Below are 19,216 nucleotides of genomic sequence, written 5' to 3'. Positions count from 1 at the left end.
CGAGGAACCCACGGGGGGCCCTCGACGGACGCCGCAATCGAAGCAACAGAAAGAGCCACTGTGTCTCCCTCCATACCTCCGGCCTTCCGTGGCCGACGCGCGAAGATCGTCGCGCTCGCGCTCCCCGTCGGTATCGCCGGTTCCCTCGTCGCGCTGCCCTTCACCGCCCAGGCGACCCCGTCCCCGGACGCGGTGATCGCCGAGGTCTTCGGTGGCGGCGGCAACTCCGGGGCCACCCTCGCCAACGACTTCATCAAGCTGGGCAACGCGGGTGGCGGCGCCTTCGACCTGAGCGGCTGGTCCGTCCAGTACCTCAGCGGCTCGCCCTCCGCCTCCTCCAAGTGGCAGGTCACCGAGTTGTCCGGGGCCATCCCGGCCGGCGGCACCTATCTGATCGAAGAGGCCAAGGGCGCCGGTGCGGGCGAGGCCCTGCCCACCCCCGACGCGGTCGGCACGATCCCGATGTCGGCGTCCAGCGGCACCGTCGCGCTGGTCCACTCGACCACCCCGCTCACCTGCCTGACCGCCGAGAGCTGCACCTCCGACGCCTCGGTCAAGGACCTCGTCGGCTTCGGCACCGCGACCGTACGCGAGGGCTCCCCGGCCACCGGCGCCGGCAACACCACCTCGGTCAGCCGGAACGCCGCGTTCGCCGACACGGACGACAACTCCGTCGACTTCTCCGGCGCCACGCCGTCCCCCCGTAACAGCGCGGGTGAGGGCACGACCCCCGGCGGCGGCTCGGACCCGTCCCCGACCCCCTCGCCCACCAGCACCACCCCGGGCAAGCTCCGCATCCACGACATCCAGGGCAACACCCGGATCTCCCCGTACGCCGGATCCACCGTCACCGACGTGCCCGGCATCGTCACCGCCCTGCGCGTGACCGGCACCTCGCGCGGCTACTGGGTCCAGGACCCCAAGCCCGACAAGGACCCGGCGACCAGCGAGGCGGTCTTCGTCTTCACCGGATCGACCACCCCGCAGGTCAAGGTCGGCGACTCGGTCCTGGTCAGCGGCAAGGTCTCCGAGTACTACCCGGGCGGCGCCGCGAGCGGCAACCAGTCCGTCACCGAGATCACCGGCCCCACCGCCACCGTCCTCTCCTCCGGCAACGCGCTGCCCGCCGCCGAGGTCATCGACGCGAAGACCATCCCGGACACGTACGCCCCCAAGGCCACCGCCAAGGACGGCAACATCGAGTCCCTGGCCCTCAAGCCCACCAAGTACGCCCTGGACTGGCTGGAGTCCCGCGAGGGCATGCGCGTCCAGGTCGTCAACACCCGGGTCGTCGGCGCGTCCAACGCGTACGGCGAGACCTGGATCACCACCAAGCCCAAGGAGAACGCCACCCCGCGCGGCGGCACCCTCTACGGCTCCTACGCCCAGCCCAACTCGGGCCGGCTGCTGGTCGCCTCGGTCACCGGCGAGAAGGCCGACGCCAATGTGGGCGACACGCTCACCGGAGCGACCACCGGCGTTCTCGACTACTCCAACTACGGCGGCTACGGCCTCCAGGCCACCCAGCTCGGCAAGGTGAAGTCCGGCGGCCTCAAGCCCGAGGTGGCGAAGAAGGCGAAGTCGGACGAGCTGGCGGTCGCCACGTACAACGTGGAGAACCTCGCCCCGACCAACCCGCAGTCGAAGTTCGACCGGCTGGCCACCGGCGTCGTCAAGAACCTCTCCGCGCCCGACATCGTGAGCCTGGAGGAGATCCAGGACAACAACGGGAACAAGGACGACGGCACGGTCGCCGCGGACAAGACCCTCCAGCAGTTCACCGACGCCATCAAGGCCGCGGGCGGCCCCGCGTACGAGTGGCGCTCGATCGACCCGGAGGACAAGAAGGACGGCGGTGAGCCCGGCGGCAACATCCGTAACGTCTTCCTCTTCAACCCCAAGCGCGTGAGCTTCGTGGACCGTCCCGGCGGCGACGCCACGACCGCCACGAAGGTCGTCCAGGCCCCCGCGACGGGCGGGAAGCCCGGCAAGGGCAACGAGAAGGGCAAGGGCAACGGCAAGGGCGGCATCACGCTGTCGAACTCCCCGGGCCGTATCAACCCCACCTCCAGCGCCTGGCTGAACAGCCGCAAGCCGCTCGTCGGCGAGTTCACCTTCCAGGGCCAGCAGGTCTTCGTCATCGGCAACCACTTCAACTCCAAGGGCGGCGACCAGTCCCTGCACAGCCGCTTCCAGCCGCCGGTCCTCTCCTCGGAGACCCAGCGCCTGGCGCAGGCCAAGGAGGTCAACTCCTTCGTCACCGGCCTGCTCAAGCAGGACGCGAAGGCCAAGGTCGTCGTCCTCGGCGACCTGAACGACTACCAGTTCTCCAAGCCGCTGGCCGCCCTCACCCAGGGCAAGGTCCTCACCGACCTGATCAACACGCTGCCGAAGAACGAGCGCTACAGCTACGTGTACGACGGCAACTCGCAGACCCTCGACCACATCCTGGTCAGCCCGGCCGTCAAGAAGCCGGCGTACGAGGTCGTCCACATCAACGCCGAGTTCGCCGACCAGGCGAGCGACCACGACCCGCAGGTGGTCCGCATCCGCTGACCCGTCGGCAGAGCTGACCGGCCAGTGGGCCGGCAGGGCTGACCGGCCAGTGGGCCGGCCGAGCCGACCGCCGGCAGAAACGTGGCGGGCGGGCACCCCGTGCGTGGGGCGCCCGCCCGCCACTCCTTTTCCGCTCCGGGAGTTACGGGGCGGAGTCGGGCGCCGAGCCGCACGGCGCCGTCAGATGGGCGAGCGTGCTGGTGACATCGAGGATCCGGCGGACCGGGGCCGAGCAGCGGAGCAGCGAGATGTCCCCGCCGGCCCGGCGGCTCGCCCGGCGCTGGCCGAGGAGCAGGCTGAGGCCGGTGGAGTCCATGAACGGCACCCGGCTCAGGTCCAGTTCGACATACCGGTCGGTCAGCGCGGCCAGCGCGGCGAACAGGTCGGGTCCGGTGTCGCAGTCCAGCTCGCCGCTGACCCGCACCAGGACACGGTCCTGGCCGGTGACGATCTCGATGCCGAACGGGGCATACGGGGGCAGAGCGGCGATGGGGGACCTCACTCCTTCGGTGAACTCCGGTGAACGGGCGGGCGGGTGCGACGACCGAGCACGGTACACGCCCCGCCGCACCCTGGTCGGCGTTCCGTCATGCCCATGGCGCTCGCGTATCGCATATGACAGCGCTTTCCCCCGTGCGGGGAAAACCCGCTGGTGAGGGCTGCGTACGTGGTCAGAGCCGCTGTCGCGGCCCCGCCCCGTCACCACCCGCCGGTGTAGAGCAGACGGTCGGGAGATCCGGCGCCGATGGCGGAGATCACGTCGGGGGTGGCCTCGTCCACCAGCCACTCGGCCACCTGCCCCGGCGACGCCGACGGATGGCCCCCCAGATAGAGCGCCGCCACCCCGGCCGCATGCGGGGAGGCCATCGACGTACCGCTCAGCGCGACGGAGCCGCCGCCGAGCCGGGCCGAGACGATGTCGACACCCGGCGCGTACAGGCTCAGACAGGACCCGGTGTTGCTGAACGCCGCCTGCCGGTCGGTACGGTCGGTCGCCCCGACGGCCACGGCGCCCCGGGCCCGGGCCGGTGAGACCGTACAGGCGTCCGCCGAGGAGTTGCCCGCGGCGACGACCGGGAGGACGCCCCCGTTCCGTACCGCGGTCACGGCCGTGTCGACCGCCGTGGAGCCCGGGCCGCCCAGCGAGCCGTTGACGACGGCGGGCGTGTGCGCGGTACGGGCCACCCAGTCGAGCCCCGCGATCACCCCCGCGTTGGTGCCCGACCCCTTGCAGTCCAGGACCCGCACCGCGACCAGCGACACCTCGCGCGCCACCCCGTAGCGCGCGCCCCCGGTGGTGCCCGCGACATGGGTGCCGTGCCCCTGGCAGTCCTGGCCGTTCCGGCCGTCGCCGACCGCGTCGTACCCGACGCTCGCGCGCCCCGCGAACTCGGGGTGCGCGGTCTCGATCCCGGTGTCCACGATGTACGCGGTGACGCCCGCGCCCGTGGCCGTCACGTCGTACGCGCCGTCCAGCGGCAGAAACCGCTGGTCGATCCGGTCGAGCCCCCAGCTCTCGGCCGGCACCAGCGGCCGGTGCCCCGAGGTGGCCTCCGCCGGGTCCAGCGCCATGACCCCGTTCTCCTCCACCGCCTCGACGCCCGGGAAGCCGCGCAGATGGCCGAGCTGGGACGGGGTGAGCGCGGCGGCGAAGCCGTGCAGCACGGTGTCGTACGTGAAGTGCGGGGCGAGCCGGAGCTGACGGGCCACCGAGGCGGCGGAGACCGAGGGGGCGAGCGTCACGATGTACTCACCGGGCACCGCGCGCGGCGAGCGCTCCAGCGGCGCGGTGCGCGGGGCGGTGCTCGCGGCGCCGCCCGGTCCCGGCTCACCGGGACCGGGACCGGAGCCGGCGGTGGCCGCCGGGGCGGCGCCGAGGAGGGGGAGCAGAAGCAGCAGGGCGGCGGAAGCCCAGCGCGGACGGGGACGGCGCATGCGTTCTCCGTAAGGGGTCGGGGGCCGGGTCTGGCGGATGAGCCACCTGTCTTTCGGCCGCGACACACCCCGGACTTGAGCCGGATGGGCCGGATGGAGCAGCGAGGAAGCAGTGAGGGAGTGGCGGGGGAGTGGCGGGGGAGTGGCGGGGGAGCGGCGGGGGCGACGGACGGCCGCCGTGGCACGAATCACCTGTACCGGCCGGTACGCGAACGCTACCTGCCGGTAAATTCAATGCCTGTGAACGAGTGCGTCTGAAACTTGTTCTAGATTGTCGACAGCGGTTTCGCCGCGGCGATCCGATCCACCACGGAGAGCGCAGTCAGAGCAGCCAGAAGGGGGCCGAGCGTGACCGCTGAGGCCATAGCGGCGGGCACCGGACCAGGACTCCAGGACGACCGCCCGCTGCGGATCGCGCTCCTCAGCTACAAGGGCAACCCCTTCTGCGGCGGCCAGGGCGTCTACGTGCGCCACCTCTCCCGCGAACTCGCCCGCCTCGGCCACCACATCGAGGTCATCGGCGCCCAGCCCTACCCCGTACTCGACGCGGGCGTCCCGCTCACCGAACTCGCCAGCCTCGACCTCTACCGGCAGCCCGACCCGTTCCGCACCCCGCGCCGCGACGAGTTCCGCGACTGGATCGACGCCGTCGAGGTCGCCACCATGTGGACCGGCGGCTTCCCCGAGCCGCTCACCTTCTCGCTCCGAGCCCGCCGCCATCTCGCCGCCCGCGCCGGGGAGTTCGACGTCGTCCACGACAACCAGACCCTCGGCTACGGGCTCCTCGGCGACCTCGGCGCGCCCCTCGTCACCACCATCCACCACCCCATCACCGTCGACCGCGCCCTCGACCTCGCCGCCGCCGAGGACTGGCGCCGCCGCGCCTCCGTACGCCGCTGGTACGGCTTCACCCGTATGCAGCGGCGCGTCGCCCGCCGGCTGCCGTCCGTCCTCACCGTCTCCGGCTCCTCCCGGCAGGAGATCACCGACCACCTCGGGGTACCGGCCGACCGGATCCGCGTCGTCCATATCGGCGCCGACACCGGCCTCTTCGCCCCCGACCCGGCCGTCCCCGAGATCCCCGGCCGTATCGTCACCACCTCCAGCGCGGACGTCCCCCTCAAGGGCCTCGTCCACCTCGTGGAGGCGCTCGCCAAACTCCGTACCGAACACGCCGGCGCCCACCTCGTCGTGGTCGGCAAGCGCGCCGAGGACGGCCCGGTCGCCCAGGCCATCGAACGGTACGGGCTCGAAGGCGCCGTCGAGTTCGTCAAGGGCATCTCCGACGCGGAGCTGGTCGATCTGATCCGGGGCGCCCAGATCGCCTGCGTCCCCTCCCTGTACGAGGGGTTCTCGCTGCCCGCCGCCGAGGCGATGGCCACCGGCACCCCGCTCGTCGCCACCACCGGCGGCGCCATCCCCGAGGTCACCGGCGCCGACGGGGAGAGCTGTCTCGCCGTACCCCCGGGCGACGCGGGCGCCCTCGCCGCCGCGCTCGGCCGGCTCCTCGACGACGCGGAGCTGCGCGCCCGGCTCGGCGCGGCGGGGCGCGAACGCGTCCTGGCCAAGTTCACCTGGGCCCGCGCCGCCCAGGGCACCGCCGACCTCTACCGTGAGGCCATCGCCCGGCAGGGCCGCCGGATCCCGCCCCGCCCCTGACCCCCCGACCCCCGGCCCCCGCCCCGCCCCTGACGCCTCGTCCGACCCCGAACCCCGACCGCGAAAGCAGGACCGCCCTGTGCTGACCGTGGACTTCACCCGCTTCCCGCTCGCCGCGGGCGACCGCGTGCTCGACCTGGGGTGCGGCGCCGGCCGGCACGCCTTCGAGTGCTACCGGCGCGGCGCCCAGGTCGTCGCCCTCGACCGGAACGGCGCGGAGATCCGCGAGGTGGCCACCTGGTTCGCCGCGATGAAGGCCGAGGGCGAGGCCCCCGAGGGCGCCACCGCCACCGCCATGGAGGGGGACGCGCTCAACCTCCCCTTCCCCGACGCCTCGTTCGACGTCGTGATCATCTCCGAGGTGATGGAGCACATCCCCGACGACAAGGGCGTCCTCGCCGAGATGGTCCGCGTGCTCCGCCCCGGCGGCCGGATCGCGGTCACCGTGCCCCGCTACGGCCCCGAGAAGGTCTGCTGGGCGCTCTCCGACGCGTACCACGAGGTCGAGGGCGGCCACATCCGCATCTACAAGGCCGACGAACTCCTCGCCAGGATGCGGGAGGCCGGACTCAAGCCGTACGGCACCCACCACGCCCACGCGCTGCACGCCCCCTACTGGTGGCTCAAGTGCGCCTTCGGCGTCGACAACGACCAGGCGCTGCCCGTCCGCGCGTACCACAAACTGCTCGTCTGGGACATCATGAAGAAGCCCATGGCCACCCGGGTCGCCGAGCAGCTCCTCAACCCGGTCGTCGGCAAGAGCTTCGTGGCGTACGCGACCAAGCCGCACCTCCCGGCGGCCACGGCAGCCACGGCAGCCACGGCAGCCACGGCAGCCACGGCGGGCACGGCTCCGGCGGACGCCAAGTGACGCTGCCAGGGCCCCGGTCCGGCGCCGGTTCCGGCCCCGCCCCCGGCGCCGTCGAACACCTCGTGCTCCCCGGCGTGCTCACCGCCGAGCAGGCCGCGCTGACCGTCGCCGGGATCCTCGCCGTCCAGCGGCCCGACGGGGCGATCCCCTGGTTCCACGGCCACCACCTCGACCCCTGGGACCACACCGAGGCCGCCATGGCGCTCGACGCGGCCGGCGAACACCGGGCGGCGGCCCGCGCGTACGACTGGCTCGCCCGGCACCAGAACGAGGACGGCTCCTGGTGCGCCGCCTACACCGACACCGAGAGCGGCGCCCACCACCCCTCGGACCTGGGCCGCGAGAGCAACTTCTGCGCCTACCCGGTCGTCGGCATCTACCACCACTACCTGGCCACCGGCGACGACGCCTTCCTCGACCTGATGTGGCCCGTCGTCCACGCCGCCATCGCCTTCGTCCTCGAACTCCAGCTCCCCGGCGGGCAGATCGGCTGGAAGCGGGAGGCCGACGGCACCCCCCGCCACGACGCGCTCCTCACCGGCAACTCCTCGGTCCACCAGGCGCTGCGGTGCGCCCTCGCCATCGCCGAGGAGCGCGAGGAGCCGCAGCCCGACTGGGAACTGGCGGCGGGCGCGCTCGCGCACGCCATCCGCGACCACCCCGAGCGCTTCCTCGACAAGAGCCGCTACTCGATGGACTGGTACTACCCGGTCCTCGGCGGCGCCGTCACCGGCGCCGCCGCCACCCGCCGGATCGAGGAGGGCTGGGAGCGCTTCGTCGTCCCCGGGCTCGGGGTGCGGTGCGTCCTGCCCAACCCGTGGGTCACCGGCGGCGAGAGCTGCGAACTCGCCCTGGCCCTCTGGGTGATGGGCCAGTCCGACCGGGCCCTCGACGTGCTCCAGTCCATCCAGCACCTGCGCGCCGAGAACGGCCTGTACTGGACCGGGTACGTCTTCGAGGGGAAGCCGGGCCGGTGGCCCGAGGAGCTGACCACCTGGACGGCCGGCGCGCTGCTCCTCGCGGTGGCCGCGCTCGGCGGCCACGAGGCGACCACCGCCGTCTTCGGCGGCGAACGCCTCCCGCACGGCCTGGAACCGGACCGGGCGACGGAGTGCTGCCCGAGGTAGCCGCGGGGCGGGCGGGTGACCCGAACGGACCAGCCCGCGTGGCGGGCGACCCTGGGGCCGGTGAGGATTCAGGCAGTCTGCCAGGGAGGTTCCCATGTCCGACCACCCCCACATACCGGGCCACGAACCGGGCGCACCCCCTCCGCGCCCCCTCCGTGCGCACGCACTCCAGGTGACGGTGCGCCGCGCCGTCCTCGCCCTGCTGCTCTCCTGCGCGCTGCTGACGACGGCCGCCTGTGGCGGCGCCTCGTCCCCCCGAGCCGAGAAGGCCGAGAAGGCCGTGGAGGCGGTGCAGGAGTTCCCCGCGGCCGATGAGGCGGCGGCGTCGCCCACCAGCTCGGCGGAGAAGCAGAAGTTCTCCAAGACCCGCTTCGTCGCCAACGCCGGCCTCGCGGCCGGGGCGACGTACCAGTGGATCATCAAGCCGTACAAGGCGGGCAAGTTCAAGAAGGGCGCCAAGGGGCGGAAGCTCGCCCTCGTCAAGGCGGGCCTGGCCGGTGCCTTCACCTACAACCGGCTCAAGGCCGCCTCGGAGAACGCCAAGGGTGACCCGCTGCTCTCCAAGGCCGTCGCACCGCTGGCGGCCGGGATCGCCTCGCTGAAGGGGCTCGCCACGAAGCTCCGCAAGGGCGACGCGAGCAGCTCGGACATCGACAACTTCCAGAAGAACATCACGGACGTCAAGGGAGCGGGGGACAAGGCGGGCGCACCGGTGAAGGACAAGGTGCCCTCCCTGTCGCAGCTCAAGAGCGGCGCCGGCTGACGGACGGCCGGAGACGAGAAGGGGTACGAGAAAGGCCCTGGCCCGGAACGCGAAGTTCCGGGCCAGGGCCGCACCCTGGGGTGACCGGGCGTCAGCCGCGCTGGATGCCCGAGGTGTCCTGGAGGACGCCCCGCTGGCCGTCCTGCGTCTGCGCCACCAGGCTCGCGCCGCGCTGCTCGACCGCCAAGTACCAGGTGCCCGGCGCCAGTTCCGCGATCGGCGTGGGCGATCCGTCCTCACCGAAGAGGGGCCGCGCCACCGGTACGGCGAACCAGAACGGCGCGAAATCGCCCGCCGGAGCCGCCCCGCCCTGCGCCGGCCCGCCCGGCTGGCCCGCCTGCGCGCCCTGGGCGTCCGCGCCGAACGTCCCCGGCTGCGGCTGCGCGCCGTACGGCTGCTGGCCGCCCGGGTAGCCGTAACCGGGGCCGCCCGGAGTGCCCGGGGCGCCCCCGTACGGCTGCGGCGCGACCGGCTTCGGGGCGCCGACGAGGCCGACCTTCAGCGCGGGCACGAGCGGGGTCGCCACGGCCGCGCCCGCGAGCACCGCGGAGCCGAGGAACCCGAGGATCTGGCCGCTGCCGGCCGTGCCGTTGCCGAGCAGGTACCAGAGCGAGGTCCACGCGGCGAAGATGGCGAGCGCGACACCGAACTGGCCGAGGTCGAGCCCGGCGATCTTCTTCGGGGTCTGCGGAACGGCGTGCGAGACGACGATCAGCGCCGCGGCGATCACCCCGGCGATGTGGATGCTCATCACGACGCCGAGGATGTCCCACGCCTTGGTGCCCGAGACGTAGTTCGAGTCGTAGAAATTGAGGAACGAGGCGATGAACAGCAACACCGCTGCTCCGATCACCACGCCGTCACCTCTCGTGAGGGAGCGGATGTTCACGTGAAAAGTCCTTCGTCAGTCGTCTCGTGGGGGCGGTCGTCGCGCCGCTCAGGGTGCGGTGCGCGGTGCGAAGCTCGGGGGCGGCTCCCTATCGTACGGTTGAATCTATCGTCTGCCCGATGCGGGCGTCCGCCCGGTATCCGCCCCGGTACCCGGCCGTTACTCGGGTCCGTTATGCGATCCGCTCATCCCGCCGGTCGCCCCGGCCTCCGCGCGCCCCGCGCCCACGCCCCCGACGCGCCCCTCACCTGCCCCGCCGCGCGCCGTCTGCCTCGGCTTTTGCCGCCGGGCACGCTCCTCGCGCCGCGCACCGTATCCCCACCCGTACCGCCCGGGTATCCCTCCCCCGTCCCTTCCCCGCACGGTGCGCCGCACCGGCTCCTCACAGTGGGCGCACAGTGATTCACCGCTTCTTCTTTACTTCTTCAGGAAACCGCTGATGCCCTCCGACAGCCCCCGTGCCGCTTTCTGCCGCCATTCCGGGTCGGTCAGCAGCGCGGCATCGGCCGAATCCCGCATATTCCCGCACTCGATGAACACCTTCGGGACGGTGGAAAGGTTCAGACCGCCGAGATCCGACCGTACGTCCAACGCCGTACCGTCCCCGATGTAGTTGGAAGGAGAACTTCCGGTTTCCCGTACGAAATTCCCGACGATGCGCTCACCGAGTTCCCGGGAAGGCCCGACGATGGCGGAGGTGTCGGCCCCGCCGCCCTTGACGAGGGCGGGCAGGATGACATGGAAACCGCGGTTGCCGGGCGCCGAGCCGTCCGCGTGGACGGAGACGACGGCATCGGCCTCCGCCTCGTTGCCGATCCGGGCCCGCTCGTCCACGCACGGCCCGAACGGGCGGTCGTCGTCCTGGGTGAACCGGACCGTCGCGCCCTGGCGGGCCAGCAGCGTACGGAGCCGGTGCGCCACGTCGAGGGTGAACTCGGCCTCCGGATAACCGGCGTCGGTGGCGGTCCCGGTGGTGTCGCACTCCTTGGACGTGGTCCCGATGGAGACCTGCTTGTTGATCTCGGCGGTGTGGTCCTTGTTCCCCGGATTGTGCCCCGGGTCGATGACCACCACCTTCCCGGCGAGCGGCCCGGACGGGTCGGCGCCGCCGGGGGCGTCGTCATCGGCCGAGGCGGACGCGGACGCGGATGCGGCGGTACGGGGGGTGGTGGGCGCCGAGGGGCCGGTGGGGGAGGCGGGCGCGGCGGAGGAGGAGGCGGCCGTGGCGTTGGCGCCGTCGGGGCCGCTCACCCCCTGCCACACCAGCCACCCCACCAGACCGGTCGGCACCAGCGCGGCGACCGCGACGGTGAGGTGGTGCCGGCCGAAGCGGCGGCGGGGCGCGGGGTGCGGGCTCTCGTCGTACGACACCTCGCCAGGCTAGACGCACCGCCTCCCGATCGCGGTCTTCCGGCCACGGACCGGCCGGGGCGGGGCCGAGGACCCCTCTGACGGGTCAGGGGGCGCCGGGCGGCCCCGCCTCGGTGCGGTCCGCGGTGGGGCCGTCGGTACGGTCGTCGGTAGGGTCCGCTTCGCGGTCCCCGGTGCGGCGGAGGACCCGGAGCGTGTCGGTCGCCGACACCTCCGTGAACGCGCCGGAGGCGAGGGCCCGCCGGTAGATCCGGTACGGCGCCTGGCCGCCCTCCGCCGGGTCGGGGAAGACGTCGTGGATCACCAGCAGCCCGCCCCCGGCGACCCGGGGCGCCCACCCCTCGTAATCCCCGGTGGCGTGCTCGTCCGTGTGGCCGCCGTCGATGAAGACCAGCCCGAACCGCCCGTCGCCCCAGACCCGCGCCACCTGCGGCGAACGGCCGACGACCGCGATCACCCGCTCTTCGAGTTCCGCCCGGTGGAGCGCCGAGCGGAAGAACGGGAGCGTGTCCATCAGCCCGGCACCGGGGTCGACCAGATCCGGGTCGTGGTATTCCCACCCCTCCTGCTGCTCCTCGCTGCCCCGGTGGTGGTCCACGGTGACCACGACGGTGCCGGCCTGCTCCGCGGCGGCGGCCAGCAGGAGGGTGGAGCGCCCGCAGTACGTGCCGATCTCCAGCAGCGGCAGCCCGAGCGCCCCGGCCTCGACGGCCGCCGCGTACAGGGCGAGCCCCTCGTGGACGGGCATGAAGCCCCTCGCCGCCTCGAAGGCGGCGAGGATCTTCGGGGGCGGGGTGGGGGAGGAGACAGGGGCGGGGGCGGGCATGGGGGGCTCCTGGGGCGCGGGGTTCGGGGGCCGGGGGCGTCCCATCGTGCCGTACAGCGGTACGCGTGGGGACCCCGGCCCCGTAAGGCCAGGAGGCCGGTCCTGGACCGGACCTCAGGGACCTCAGGAGGGCAGGGACGTGCAGGAGGCCAGGGACCGCCAGGACGTCAGGAGGTGACGGCCGTGCCGGTCTGCTGGGCCTGTTCCAGACCCTGGCCGAGGACCAGGTCGACCGTGACCGGCACCCCGTCGCCCTGGTAGGTCGCCGGGCGGGCGTGCGGGCTGTACCCGGTGGCCGTGCCCGCCAGTACATACGTACCGCCCGCCGGCGGCAGCAGCGTCCAGCGGCCCGCCGCGTCCGCCGTCGTCCGCCCCGCCTGGCGCCCGCGCCGGTCGATCAGGGTGATGTTCGCCCGCCCCACCGGCGTACCGTCCACGTCCACCACCTGCCCGGTGAACCCGCCGGAGCCCGCGACCGGCACCGACCGGTGCGCGGAGTGCGCGGAGTGGGCCGAGTGCGCGGGGCCCGCGTACCCGGCCCCGTACCCGGCAGCCTCGTACTCCGCCTCCTCGGCGCGCGGGGCGCTCCGCCGGCCCGGCAGGAACGCGGCGAGCACCAGGCCGGTCAGCACCGCGCCCGTGGCGATCAGGAACGAAATGCGGAAGCCGTGCAGCGACGGCAGCATCACCCCGCCCACCGGGACCGAGGTGTGCGCCAGCACCATGCCGATCACCGCGCTCGACGTCGAGGTGCCGATGGAGCGCATCAGCGTGTTCAGCCCGTTCGCGGCGCCGGTCTCAGACTCGTCGACGGCGCCGATGATCAGGGCGGGCAGCGAGGAGTACGCGAGCCCGATCCCGGCGCCGAGGACGACCGCGATCACCACGGTCTGCCAGGCGGCGCTCATCAGGCCCAGACCGGCCCCGTACCCCACGGCCATCACCAGCAGACCGATGACCAGCGTCACCTTCGGCCCGTGGCGGGCCGAGAGCCGCGCGTACAGCGGCGCCGTGAACATCATCGTCAGGCCGAGCGGCGCCACGCAGAGGCCCGCGCTCACCATCGACTGGCCCAGGCCGTACCCGGTCGACGCGGGGAGCTGGAGCAACTGCGGCAGTACGAGCGAGACCGCGTAGAACGCCACCCCGATCATGATCGAGGCGAGGTTCGTCAGCAGCACCTCACGGCGGGCGCTGGTCCGCAGATCGACCAGCGGCGCCGGGCTGCGCAGCTCCATCACCCCCCACAGCAGCAGGATCACGACCGCCAGGGCGAAGAGACCGAGGGTGGTCCCGGAGGCCCAGCCCCAGTCGCTGCCCTTGGTGATCGGCAGCAGCAGCGCGACCAGCCCGGCGGAGAGCGCGATCGCGCCCAGCCAGTCGAAGGTGCCCTGGGCACGCACGGACGACTCGGGGACGAGGAAGGCGGTGAGCAGGATCGACAGCGTGCCCAGACCGGCGGAGGCGAAGAACAGGGCGTGCCAGTCGGAGTTCTGCGCGATCAGCGCGGCGGCCGGCATGGCGAGCCCGCCGCCGACCCCGATGGACGAGCTCATCAGCGCCATGGCGGAGCCGAGCTTCTCGGGCGGGAGCTCGTCCCGCATGATGCCGATGCCGAGGGGTATCGCGCCCATGGCGAAGCCCTGGAGCGCCCGGCCGACGATCATGATCATGAGGTCATCGGTGAAACCGCAGATCAGCGAGCCGACCACCATGACGGCGAGGCTGGCGAGCAGCATCCGCCGCTTGCCGAAGAGATCGCCGAGACGCCCCATGATCGGCGTCGCGACGGCGCCCGCGAGAAGGGTCGCCGTCATGACCCAGGTGGCGTCGGAGGCCTCGGTGCCGAGGAGGACGGGCAGGTCCTTGATGACGGGGACGAGCAGGGTCTGCATCACCGCGACGGTGATGCCCGCGAAGGCGAGGACGGGGACGATGCCGCCGGCTGTGCGGGGTGATGGACCGGGGAGCCCTCCGGCGTGCTGATCGGTCGTCGTCTGCGGCATATGTGCGGCCTCCGGGGCAGGGGAGAGTACGGACGTACGGGTGGTGCGCGAGGGTGGTGCGGTGAGCGGCGGACACCCGTGCCGGGCGTGCCGGGTGTGCCGGGTGTGCCGGTGCTTGACAGGGCCGGGTCGGCCGTCAAGTACATGCACCATGAAACCTTCTCAGGTCAACCCGTGGGCGCGCCGCTGTATTCCGGCCTCTTCGGCCATCATCAGGTAAACAGTGTGTGAACGAGGTTTCGGCGGCGTGATGTCCGGGACCCAGGGGGCGCGGGGAGCGGAGGGGGAACGCGGGAGAGGCTCGGGAAGGGCTGGGGAAGGGCTCGGGAGGAGCTGGGAAGGGCTGGGGGGACGGCTGGGGAGGGGCTGGGGGAGGGGGCTTCCGGCGCGGCGTGGGCCCGGCGTGGGCCCGGCGTAGGTCCTGCGGACCGGGCCGACCGGCCGGGCAGGCTCGTGCGGAATATCCATGTACGGGTCACCCACCGGCTGAGAGCATGACACCCATGGTCAGAACCTCCTCCGATGCGACATCCGCCGCCTCCGCCTCCCCCGACCCCGCCATATCCGCCGCAGGGGCCGCCCCTGCCTCCGGGAAGCCCGGGCCGCGTACCTGGGCCGTGATCCTGGCCTCCTGCGCCGGACAGTTCCTCGTCGTCCTCGACGTGTCCGTGATGAACGTCGCCCTGCCCTCCATGCGCGCGGACCTCGCCCTCTCCGCCACCGGGCTCCAATGGGTCCTCAACGGCTACACGATCGCCTTCGCCGGATTCATGTTGCTCGGCGGACGGGCCGCCGACCTCTTCGGCCGCAAGGCGACCTACCTCGCCGGACTCGCCGTCTTCACCCTCGCCAGCGCGGCCGGCGGCTTCGCCCAGGAGGGCTGGCAGTTGATCGCGGCCCGCGCCGTCCAGGGACTCGGCGCCGCCGTCCTCGCCCCCGCCAGCCTCACCATCCTCACCGCCTCCGTGCCCGCGGGGCCCGCCCGGGTCCGCGCCGTCGCCACCTGGGCCGCCGTCGGCGCGGGTGGCGGCGCCGCGGGCGGGCTGGTCGGCGGGCTCCTCACCGAACTCCTCTCCTGGCGCTGGGTCCTGCTGATCAACGTGCCCGTCGGGATCCTGGTGCTCGTCGGCGCCGCCCTCTGGCTCACCGAGTCCCGGGACGCCGCCGGACGCCGGCTCGACCTGCCCGGCGCGGTCCTGGTCACGACGGGGCTCGCGGCCACCGCGTACGGCGTCGTCCAGACCGAACAGCGCGGCTGGGCCGATCCGGGGACGCTGGTGCCGCTGGTCGGCGGCGTCCTGCTGCTGGGCGCCTTCGTTCTGGTGGAGGCGCGGACGAAGCAGGCGCTCGTGCCGCTCGGGCTCTTCCGGATCCGGGCCGTCTCGGCGGCCAACACCGGGATGTTCCTCTGCGGCACGGCCTCCTTCAGCATGTGGTTCTTCATGACCGTGTATGCGCAGAACGTGCTGGGCTACACCCCGCTGGAGGCCGGACTCGCGCTCGTCCCGAGTTCGCTCTGCGTCGTACTCGGCTCGAAGCTCGCGCCGCGCCTGATGCCCCGGGCCGGGGCGCGCGGGGTCGCGATCGGCGGGGCGCTGGTGGCGGCGGCCGGATTCGGGTGGCAGTCCACGATGACCGTCGAAGGAACGTTCCTCGCGACCATCCTCGGCCCCGGCATCCTCATGATGACCGGCCTCGGCCTCGCCACCACCCCGCTCGCCGTCCTCGCCACGGGCAGCGCGGCGCCCGGCGAGGCGGGCCTGGTCTCCGGCCTGATCAACACCTCGCGCACGATGGGCAGCGCGCTCGGCCTCGCCGTACTCGCCACCGTCGCGGCGACACGGACCGGCGGACGCGGCGGCCCCGAGGCACTGACGGAGGGGTACGCGCTCGCCTTCCGCACCGGATGCGGGGTGCTGCTCGTGGCGGCGGCCCTGATGACGGTCTGGCTGCCGCGCCGGGAGCCGTCCCCGGAGAGCTGACCTGGCCCAACTCCCCTGACGGGCCGGGGAACGGCACCCCGTACCATCGACGGGTTTGCTGTGATCTCGGTAACGGCTGGGGGGAACGCCATGAGCGATGGCGGTAACGGTGTTGAGAGCGGCGGCGAAAGCCGTACGGATACGGATACGGATACGAGTGCGGGGCCGGGTGCGGGTACGGAGGGCGTCGGCGGGGACTCCGGCGGGGGCGTCGGCGTCGGCGGGGGTGTGACCGGGCGGCGGGTGAGGAGCCGTGCCCGGTGGGTGGCGGGGGCGGTGGCCGGGGCGGTGCTCGTCTCGGGCATCGGGCTCTGGGCCACCGACACCTGGCCCTTCCGGGACACGTACTGCTGGGGCGCGTGGCAGCAGAACAGCGGCGCGTACTTCCTCGGCGAGAAGGCGCTCGGCACGAGCGGCTCGGAACGGAAGGCGACCGAGTCCGCGCCGCCCTCGGCCGACCGGCCCGACGCCACCTGCACGGTCACGGTGAACTCCACGGTCCCGGACGACGACGCGGACGAACCCCTGCGCTTCAAGGAGCGGGTCACCGTCGACTACGGCCCCGTCCCGGAGAGCGCGGAGAAACGGCGCGCCTGGATCGCCCGGAACTTCCACGGCTCCGTCTCCCCGCTCCCGGACGGGCTCACCGGGCTGGTCGGCACGGACCGGGCGATGCTCGTCCTGCCCGAGAAGTGCGACACCGCCGACCGCCCCTCGGTGGTCACCCTCCGCACCGAGAGCCGGGGCGACGGCCATCTCGGCAAGGTGTTCCCGCCGTTCGCGATGGGCACCAGGACCGAGGTCGCCCAGATGCTCCTGGACGTCGCCGACGCCACCATGCGGCAGGCCGGATGCGCCCCTTCCGCACCGCTGAGCATGACCTCGCCCCTGATCACCGTCGCGGAGAAGGAGCAGAGCGCCGCCCGGCCGCTCTGCCGGATCCCCGGGGTCACCTTCGACCTGGGCGAGGAATACCGCTTCCGGCAGCAGGTGGGCACGGTCGGGGACCGGCTCCAGACCTGCTCCATGGTCTGGAGCACCCTCGGGGTGCCCGACGAACCGGCCGCGCAGTACGTGATGGCGGGCGAACCCCGGCTGGCCGCCATCTTCGACGGACTCCCCGAGGGCGCCGCCCACGGCCTCGTCCACGCCATGTGCGACGGGCGGCGTACGGCGTTCTACGGGCATGTCGACCCGGGAGGTCAGGGGCGCGGGGTCCCCGACGACCAGCAGGTGTTCGAGAACTTCACGCGCTCGGTGAGCCGGCGCATCGGCTGCGACACGGGGAATGACAACCGATGACGAACGAGAACACGAACCAGAGCAAGAACGAGAACGACACCAAGAACGGGAACGAGAGCGGGAACGAGAGCGGGGACGTGAACGGGAACGCGCTGCGCAGGCTGCTCCGGAACCGTACGTTCCGGACCGCCGTGGTCGCCGCACTCGTGGGCGGGCTGCTCGGCGCCGGCACGGTCGCCTGGCGGACGGACACCCTGCCGCTCCTCGGCCCCCAGCCCTGCTGGGACTCGCTCAGCGACACGACCGTACGGGCCTTCTTCGGCGACGACCGCACGGTCGAGGCCGAGGAGGAGGAAGTGCGCCCCGACCCGAGGAGCGACACACCGTCGTACGGGCAGTGCCGTGTCACCAGCTTCAAGGGGGAGGAGAGCCGCCGCAGGCTGACGATACGGGCGCACATCCTGGACGGCATGCGGGGCGACGACGGGCGGCAGTGGCCCCGGGAGTTCCTCGGCTCGGGCATGGTCCCGCTGGGCGACGGACTGCCCGGCATGGCGTCCGCGTCCCGGGCCTGGCTGGCCCTGCCGCAGAGCTGCACCGGGCGCCCGGGCCGCTACTCGGCCCCCTTCGTCGTCGACGTCTCCACGGGCCTCCGGCACGTCAGCGGGGGCGATTACGAGGAGGCGGACAGGTCCGCGCTCGCCGATGTGCTGGTGGAAGCCACCAACGGCGTGCTGCGCGAGCTGGACTGCTCCGGTACCTACCGCAGGCCCGCCAAGCTGCCGCCCCTCATCACATCCGAGAGGACGCGGAGCGACGCCCTCTGCGGCAACAAGGGGTTCACCCTGCCCGCCGCGTACCGCGAGAGTCTGACGGACACCTACCTGGACAGCGGCTCCACCGGCTCCGGCGGGCCGGCCCGGGTATGCGAACTGGGCAGCGGCTCGCAGACGGGGGCGCGCCTGATCACCATCGAGGATCCGGCGCTGGGCGAGATCTTCAGCAGGGAAAGGTTCTACGGCGGCCTCCGCCTCCGGGGCACCAAGGGCAGCGGAAGCCTCAACGAGACCCGAGCCCTCTACACGGCCGACTGCCAGACCGGGCCCGTGGTCTTCCTGGTGGACCGGTACGACGCCCTGTCCGCCGGTGACCATCCCCTGCCCCGTGACCTCATCGCGGGCTATGTGGCGACGGAGGCCGAACGCATCGGCTGCGGCCCCGAAAAGGTGACCCTGCCGCCCGCGTGACTCAGAGCCAGCCCTGGCGGCGGGCCGCCCGTACCGCCTCCATGCGGTTACGGGTGCCGGTCTTGCCGATGGCCGCCGACAGGTAGTTCCGTACCGTCGACTCGGACAGGTGCAGCCCCTGCGCCATGTCGGCGACGGTCGCGCCGTCCACGGACGCGTTGAGCACCTCCCGCTCCCGCGCGGTGAGCGGGCTCGGCCCCGCGCTCAGCGCGGCGGTGGCCAGGGCCGGGTCCACGACCGTCTCGCCGGTCAGCACCGCGCGGATCGCGGCGGCCAGCTCCTCCACGGGCCCGTCCTTGACGAGGAAGCCCGCCGCGCCCGCGTCCATCGCACGGCGCAGATATCCGGGGCGCCCGAAGGTGGTGAGGATCAGCACCCGGCACTCCGGCACCTCGGCGCGGAGCGCGGCGGCGGCGTCCAGGCCGCTGAGCCCGGGGAGTTCGATGTCCAGCAGCGCGACATCGGGACGGGAGGTGAGTGCCGTCCCGACGATGGCGTCGCCCCGGCCCACCTGGGCGACCACCTCCATGTCCGGTTCCATACCGAGCAGCAGGGCGAGGGCGCCGCGCACCATGCCCTGGTCCTCGGCGAGAAGGACACGCACACACTTGGCCGGCCGCTGATTCTGGGGCATCTCCGTCACAACCACAGATTAGGTCGGCCCCGGCCCACCGCGCCCGAACCCCCGCCGCCCTGTGGAAAACCGCCGCCCCGACAGGCCGGACCCCGTGGACCGTTCCGC

General features: G+C 72.9%; 15 protein-coding genes. 8 read left to right on the top strand and 7 right to left on the bottom strand.

The features are described from left to right. Positions 1 to 105 precede the first annotated feature (105 nt). The gene (locus tag AB0O07_RS13175) at positions 106 to 2,556 is read left to right on the top strand and encodes an endonuclease/exonuclease/phosphatase family protein (protein ID WP_365631596.1); all 2,451 of its coding nucleotides are present in this window, start codon (positions 106 to 108) and stop codon (positions 2,554 to 2,556) included. 142 nt (positions 2,557 to 2,698) lie between these two features. Here AB0O07_RS13175 and AB0O07_RS13170 read toward each other — a convergent pair whose 3' ends face one another. Continuing rightward, complete coding sequence (locus AB0O07_RS13170; protein ID WP_365631311.1) at positions 2,699 to 3,058, bottom strand: STAS domain-containing protein; 360 nt, start codon at positions 3,056 to 3,058, stop codon at positions 2,699 to 2,701. A gap of 197 nt (positions 3,059 to 3,255) precedes the next feature. Then, on the bottom strand, positions 3,256 to 4,491 hold the full coding sequence (locus tag AB0O07_RS13165; RefSeq protein WP_365631309.1) for a S8 family peptidase: 1,236 nt from the start codon (positions 4,489 to 4,491) through the stop codon (positions 3,256 to 3,258). A gap of 348 nt (positions 4,492 to 4,839) precedes the next feature. On the opposite strand from AB0O07_RS13165, the gene AB0O07_RS13160 reads away from it, so the two are divergent. From AB0O07_RS13160 to AB0O07_RS13145, 4 genes are all read left to right on the top strand, one after another. Then, a complete protein-coding gene (locus tag AB0O07_RS13160) occupies positions 4,840 to 6,150 on the top strand; it encodes a glycosyltransferase family 4 protein (protein ID WP_365631307.1) in 1,311 nt (436 codons plus the stop codon). 79 nt (positions 6,151 to 6,229) lie between these two features. Further along, entirely contained in the window at positions 6,230 to 7,021 is a 792-nt protein-coding gene (locus AB0O07_RS13155) for a class I SAM-dependent methyltransferase (protein ID WP_365631305.1), read from the top strand. A 2-nt stretch (positions 7,022 to 7,023) separates the two neighbouring features. Continuing rightward, a complete protein-coding gene (locus AB0O07_RS13150) occupies positions 7,024 to 8,148 on the top strand; it encodes a prenyltransferase (RefSeq protein WP_365631594.1) in 1,125 nt (374 codons plus the stop codon). 94 nt (positions 8,149 to 8,242) lie between these two features. Then, on the top strand, positions 8,243 to 8,911 hold the full coding sequence (locus AB0O07_RS13145; RefSeq protein WP_365631304.1) for a hypothetical protein: 669 nt from the start codon (positions 8,243 to 8,245) through the stop codon (positions 8,909 to 8,911). Between the two features lie 91 nt (positions 8,912 to 9,002). On the opposite strand, the gene AB0O07_RS13140 is transcribed toward AB0O07_RS13145, so the two are convergent. The 4 genes from AB0O07_RS13140 to AB0O07_RS13125 form a co-directional block, all read right to left on the bottom strand. Beyond that, positions 9,003 to 9,800, bottom strand: coding sequence for a hypothetical protein (locus AB0O07_RS13140; protein WP_365631302.1), 798 nt, complete (start codon positions 9,798 to 9,800; stop codon positions 9,003 to 9,005). A 417-nt stretch (positions 9,801 to 10,217) separates the two neighbouring features. Beyond that, a complete protein-coding gene (locus tag AB0O07_RS13135; RefSeq protein WP_365631300.1) occupies positions 10,218 to 11,171 on the bottom strand; it encodes an N-acetylmuramoyl-L-alanine amidase in 954 nt (317 codons plus the stop codon). Positions 11,172 to 11,256: 85 nt separating this feature from the next. Further along, positions 11,257 to 11,997 carry a class I SAM-dependent methyltransferase gene (locus AB0O07_RS13130; RefSeq protein WP_365631298.1) on the bottom strand — a complete coding sequence of 247 codons (741 nt, stop codon included), beginning with the start codon at positions 11,995 to 11,997 and terminating at the stop codon, positions 11,257 to 11,259. Between the two features lie 167 nt (positions 11,998 to 12,164). Further along, positions 12,165 to 14,003: an MFS transporter gene (locus AB0O07_RS13125; protein ID WP_365631296.1), complete on the bottom strand. Its 1,839-nt coding sequence runs from the start codon at positions 14,001 to 14,003 to the stop codon at positions 12,165 to 12,167. 503 nt (positions 14,004 to 14,506) lie between these two features. Between AB0O07_RS13125 and AB0O07_RS13120 the strand changes: the two genes are divergently transcribed. The 3 genes from AB0O07_RS13120 to AB0O07_RS13110 all read left to right on the top strand — a co-directional run bounded on the left by AB0O07_RS13120 (position 14,507) and on the right by AB0O07_RS13110 (position 18,474). Beyond that, positions 14,507 to 15,985 carry an MFS transporter gene (locus tag AB0O07_RS13120; RefSeq protein ID WP_365631294.1) on the top strand — a complete coding sequence of 493 codons (1,479 nt, stop codon included), beginning with the start codon at positions 14,507 to 14,509 and terminating at the stop codon, positions 15,983 to 15,985. Between the two features lie 90 nt (positions 15,986 to 16,075). Next, positions 16,076 to 17,287, top strand: a complete 1,212-nt coding sequence (locus AB0O07_RS13115) for a hypothetical protein (protein ID WP_365631292.1) — start codon at positions 16,076 to 16,078, stop codon at positions 17,285 to 17,287. Next, positions 17,284 to 18,474: a hypothetical protein gene (locus tag AB0O07_RS13110; RefSeq protein WP_365631290.1), complete on the top strand. Its 1,191-nt coding sequence runs from the start codon at positions 17,284 to 17,286 to the stop codon at positions 18,472 to 18,474. Before AB0O07_RS13115 ends, AB0O07_RS13110 begins: the two co-directional genes overlap by 4 nt. Before the next feature lies 1 nt (position 18,475). Here the strand turns inward: AB0O07_RS13110 and AB0O07_RS13105 are convergent, their stop codons facing one another. Next, entirely contained in the window at positions 18,476 to 19,108 is a 633-nt protein-coding gene (locus AB0O07_RS13105) for a response regulator transcription factor (RefSeq protein ID WP_365631592.1), read from the bottom strand. Between the last annotated feature and the right edge of the window lie 108 nt (positions 19,109 to 19,216).

The organism is Streptomyces sp. NPDC093085 (genome assembly GCF_040683935.1).
Taxonomy (GTDB): domain Bacteria; phylum Actinomycetota; class Actinomycetes; order Streptomycetales; family Streptomycetaceae; genus Streptomyces.
Note: the sequence above shows the minus strand (reverse complement) of the source record. Positions and strands in the feature narration are given on the sequence as shown.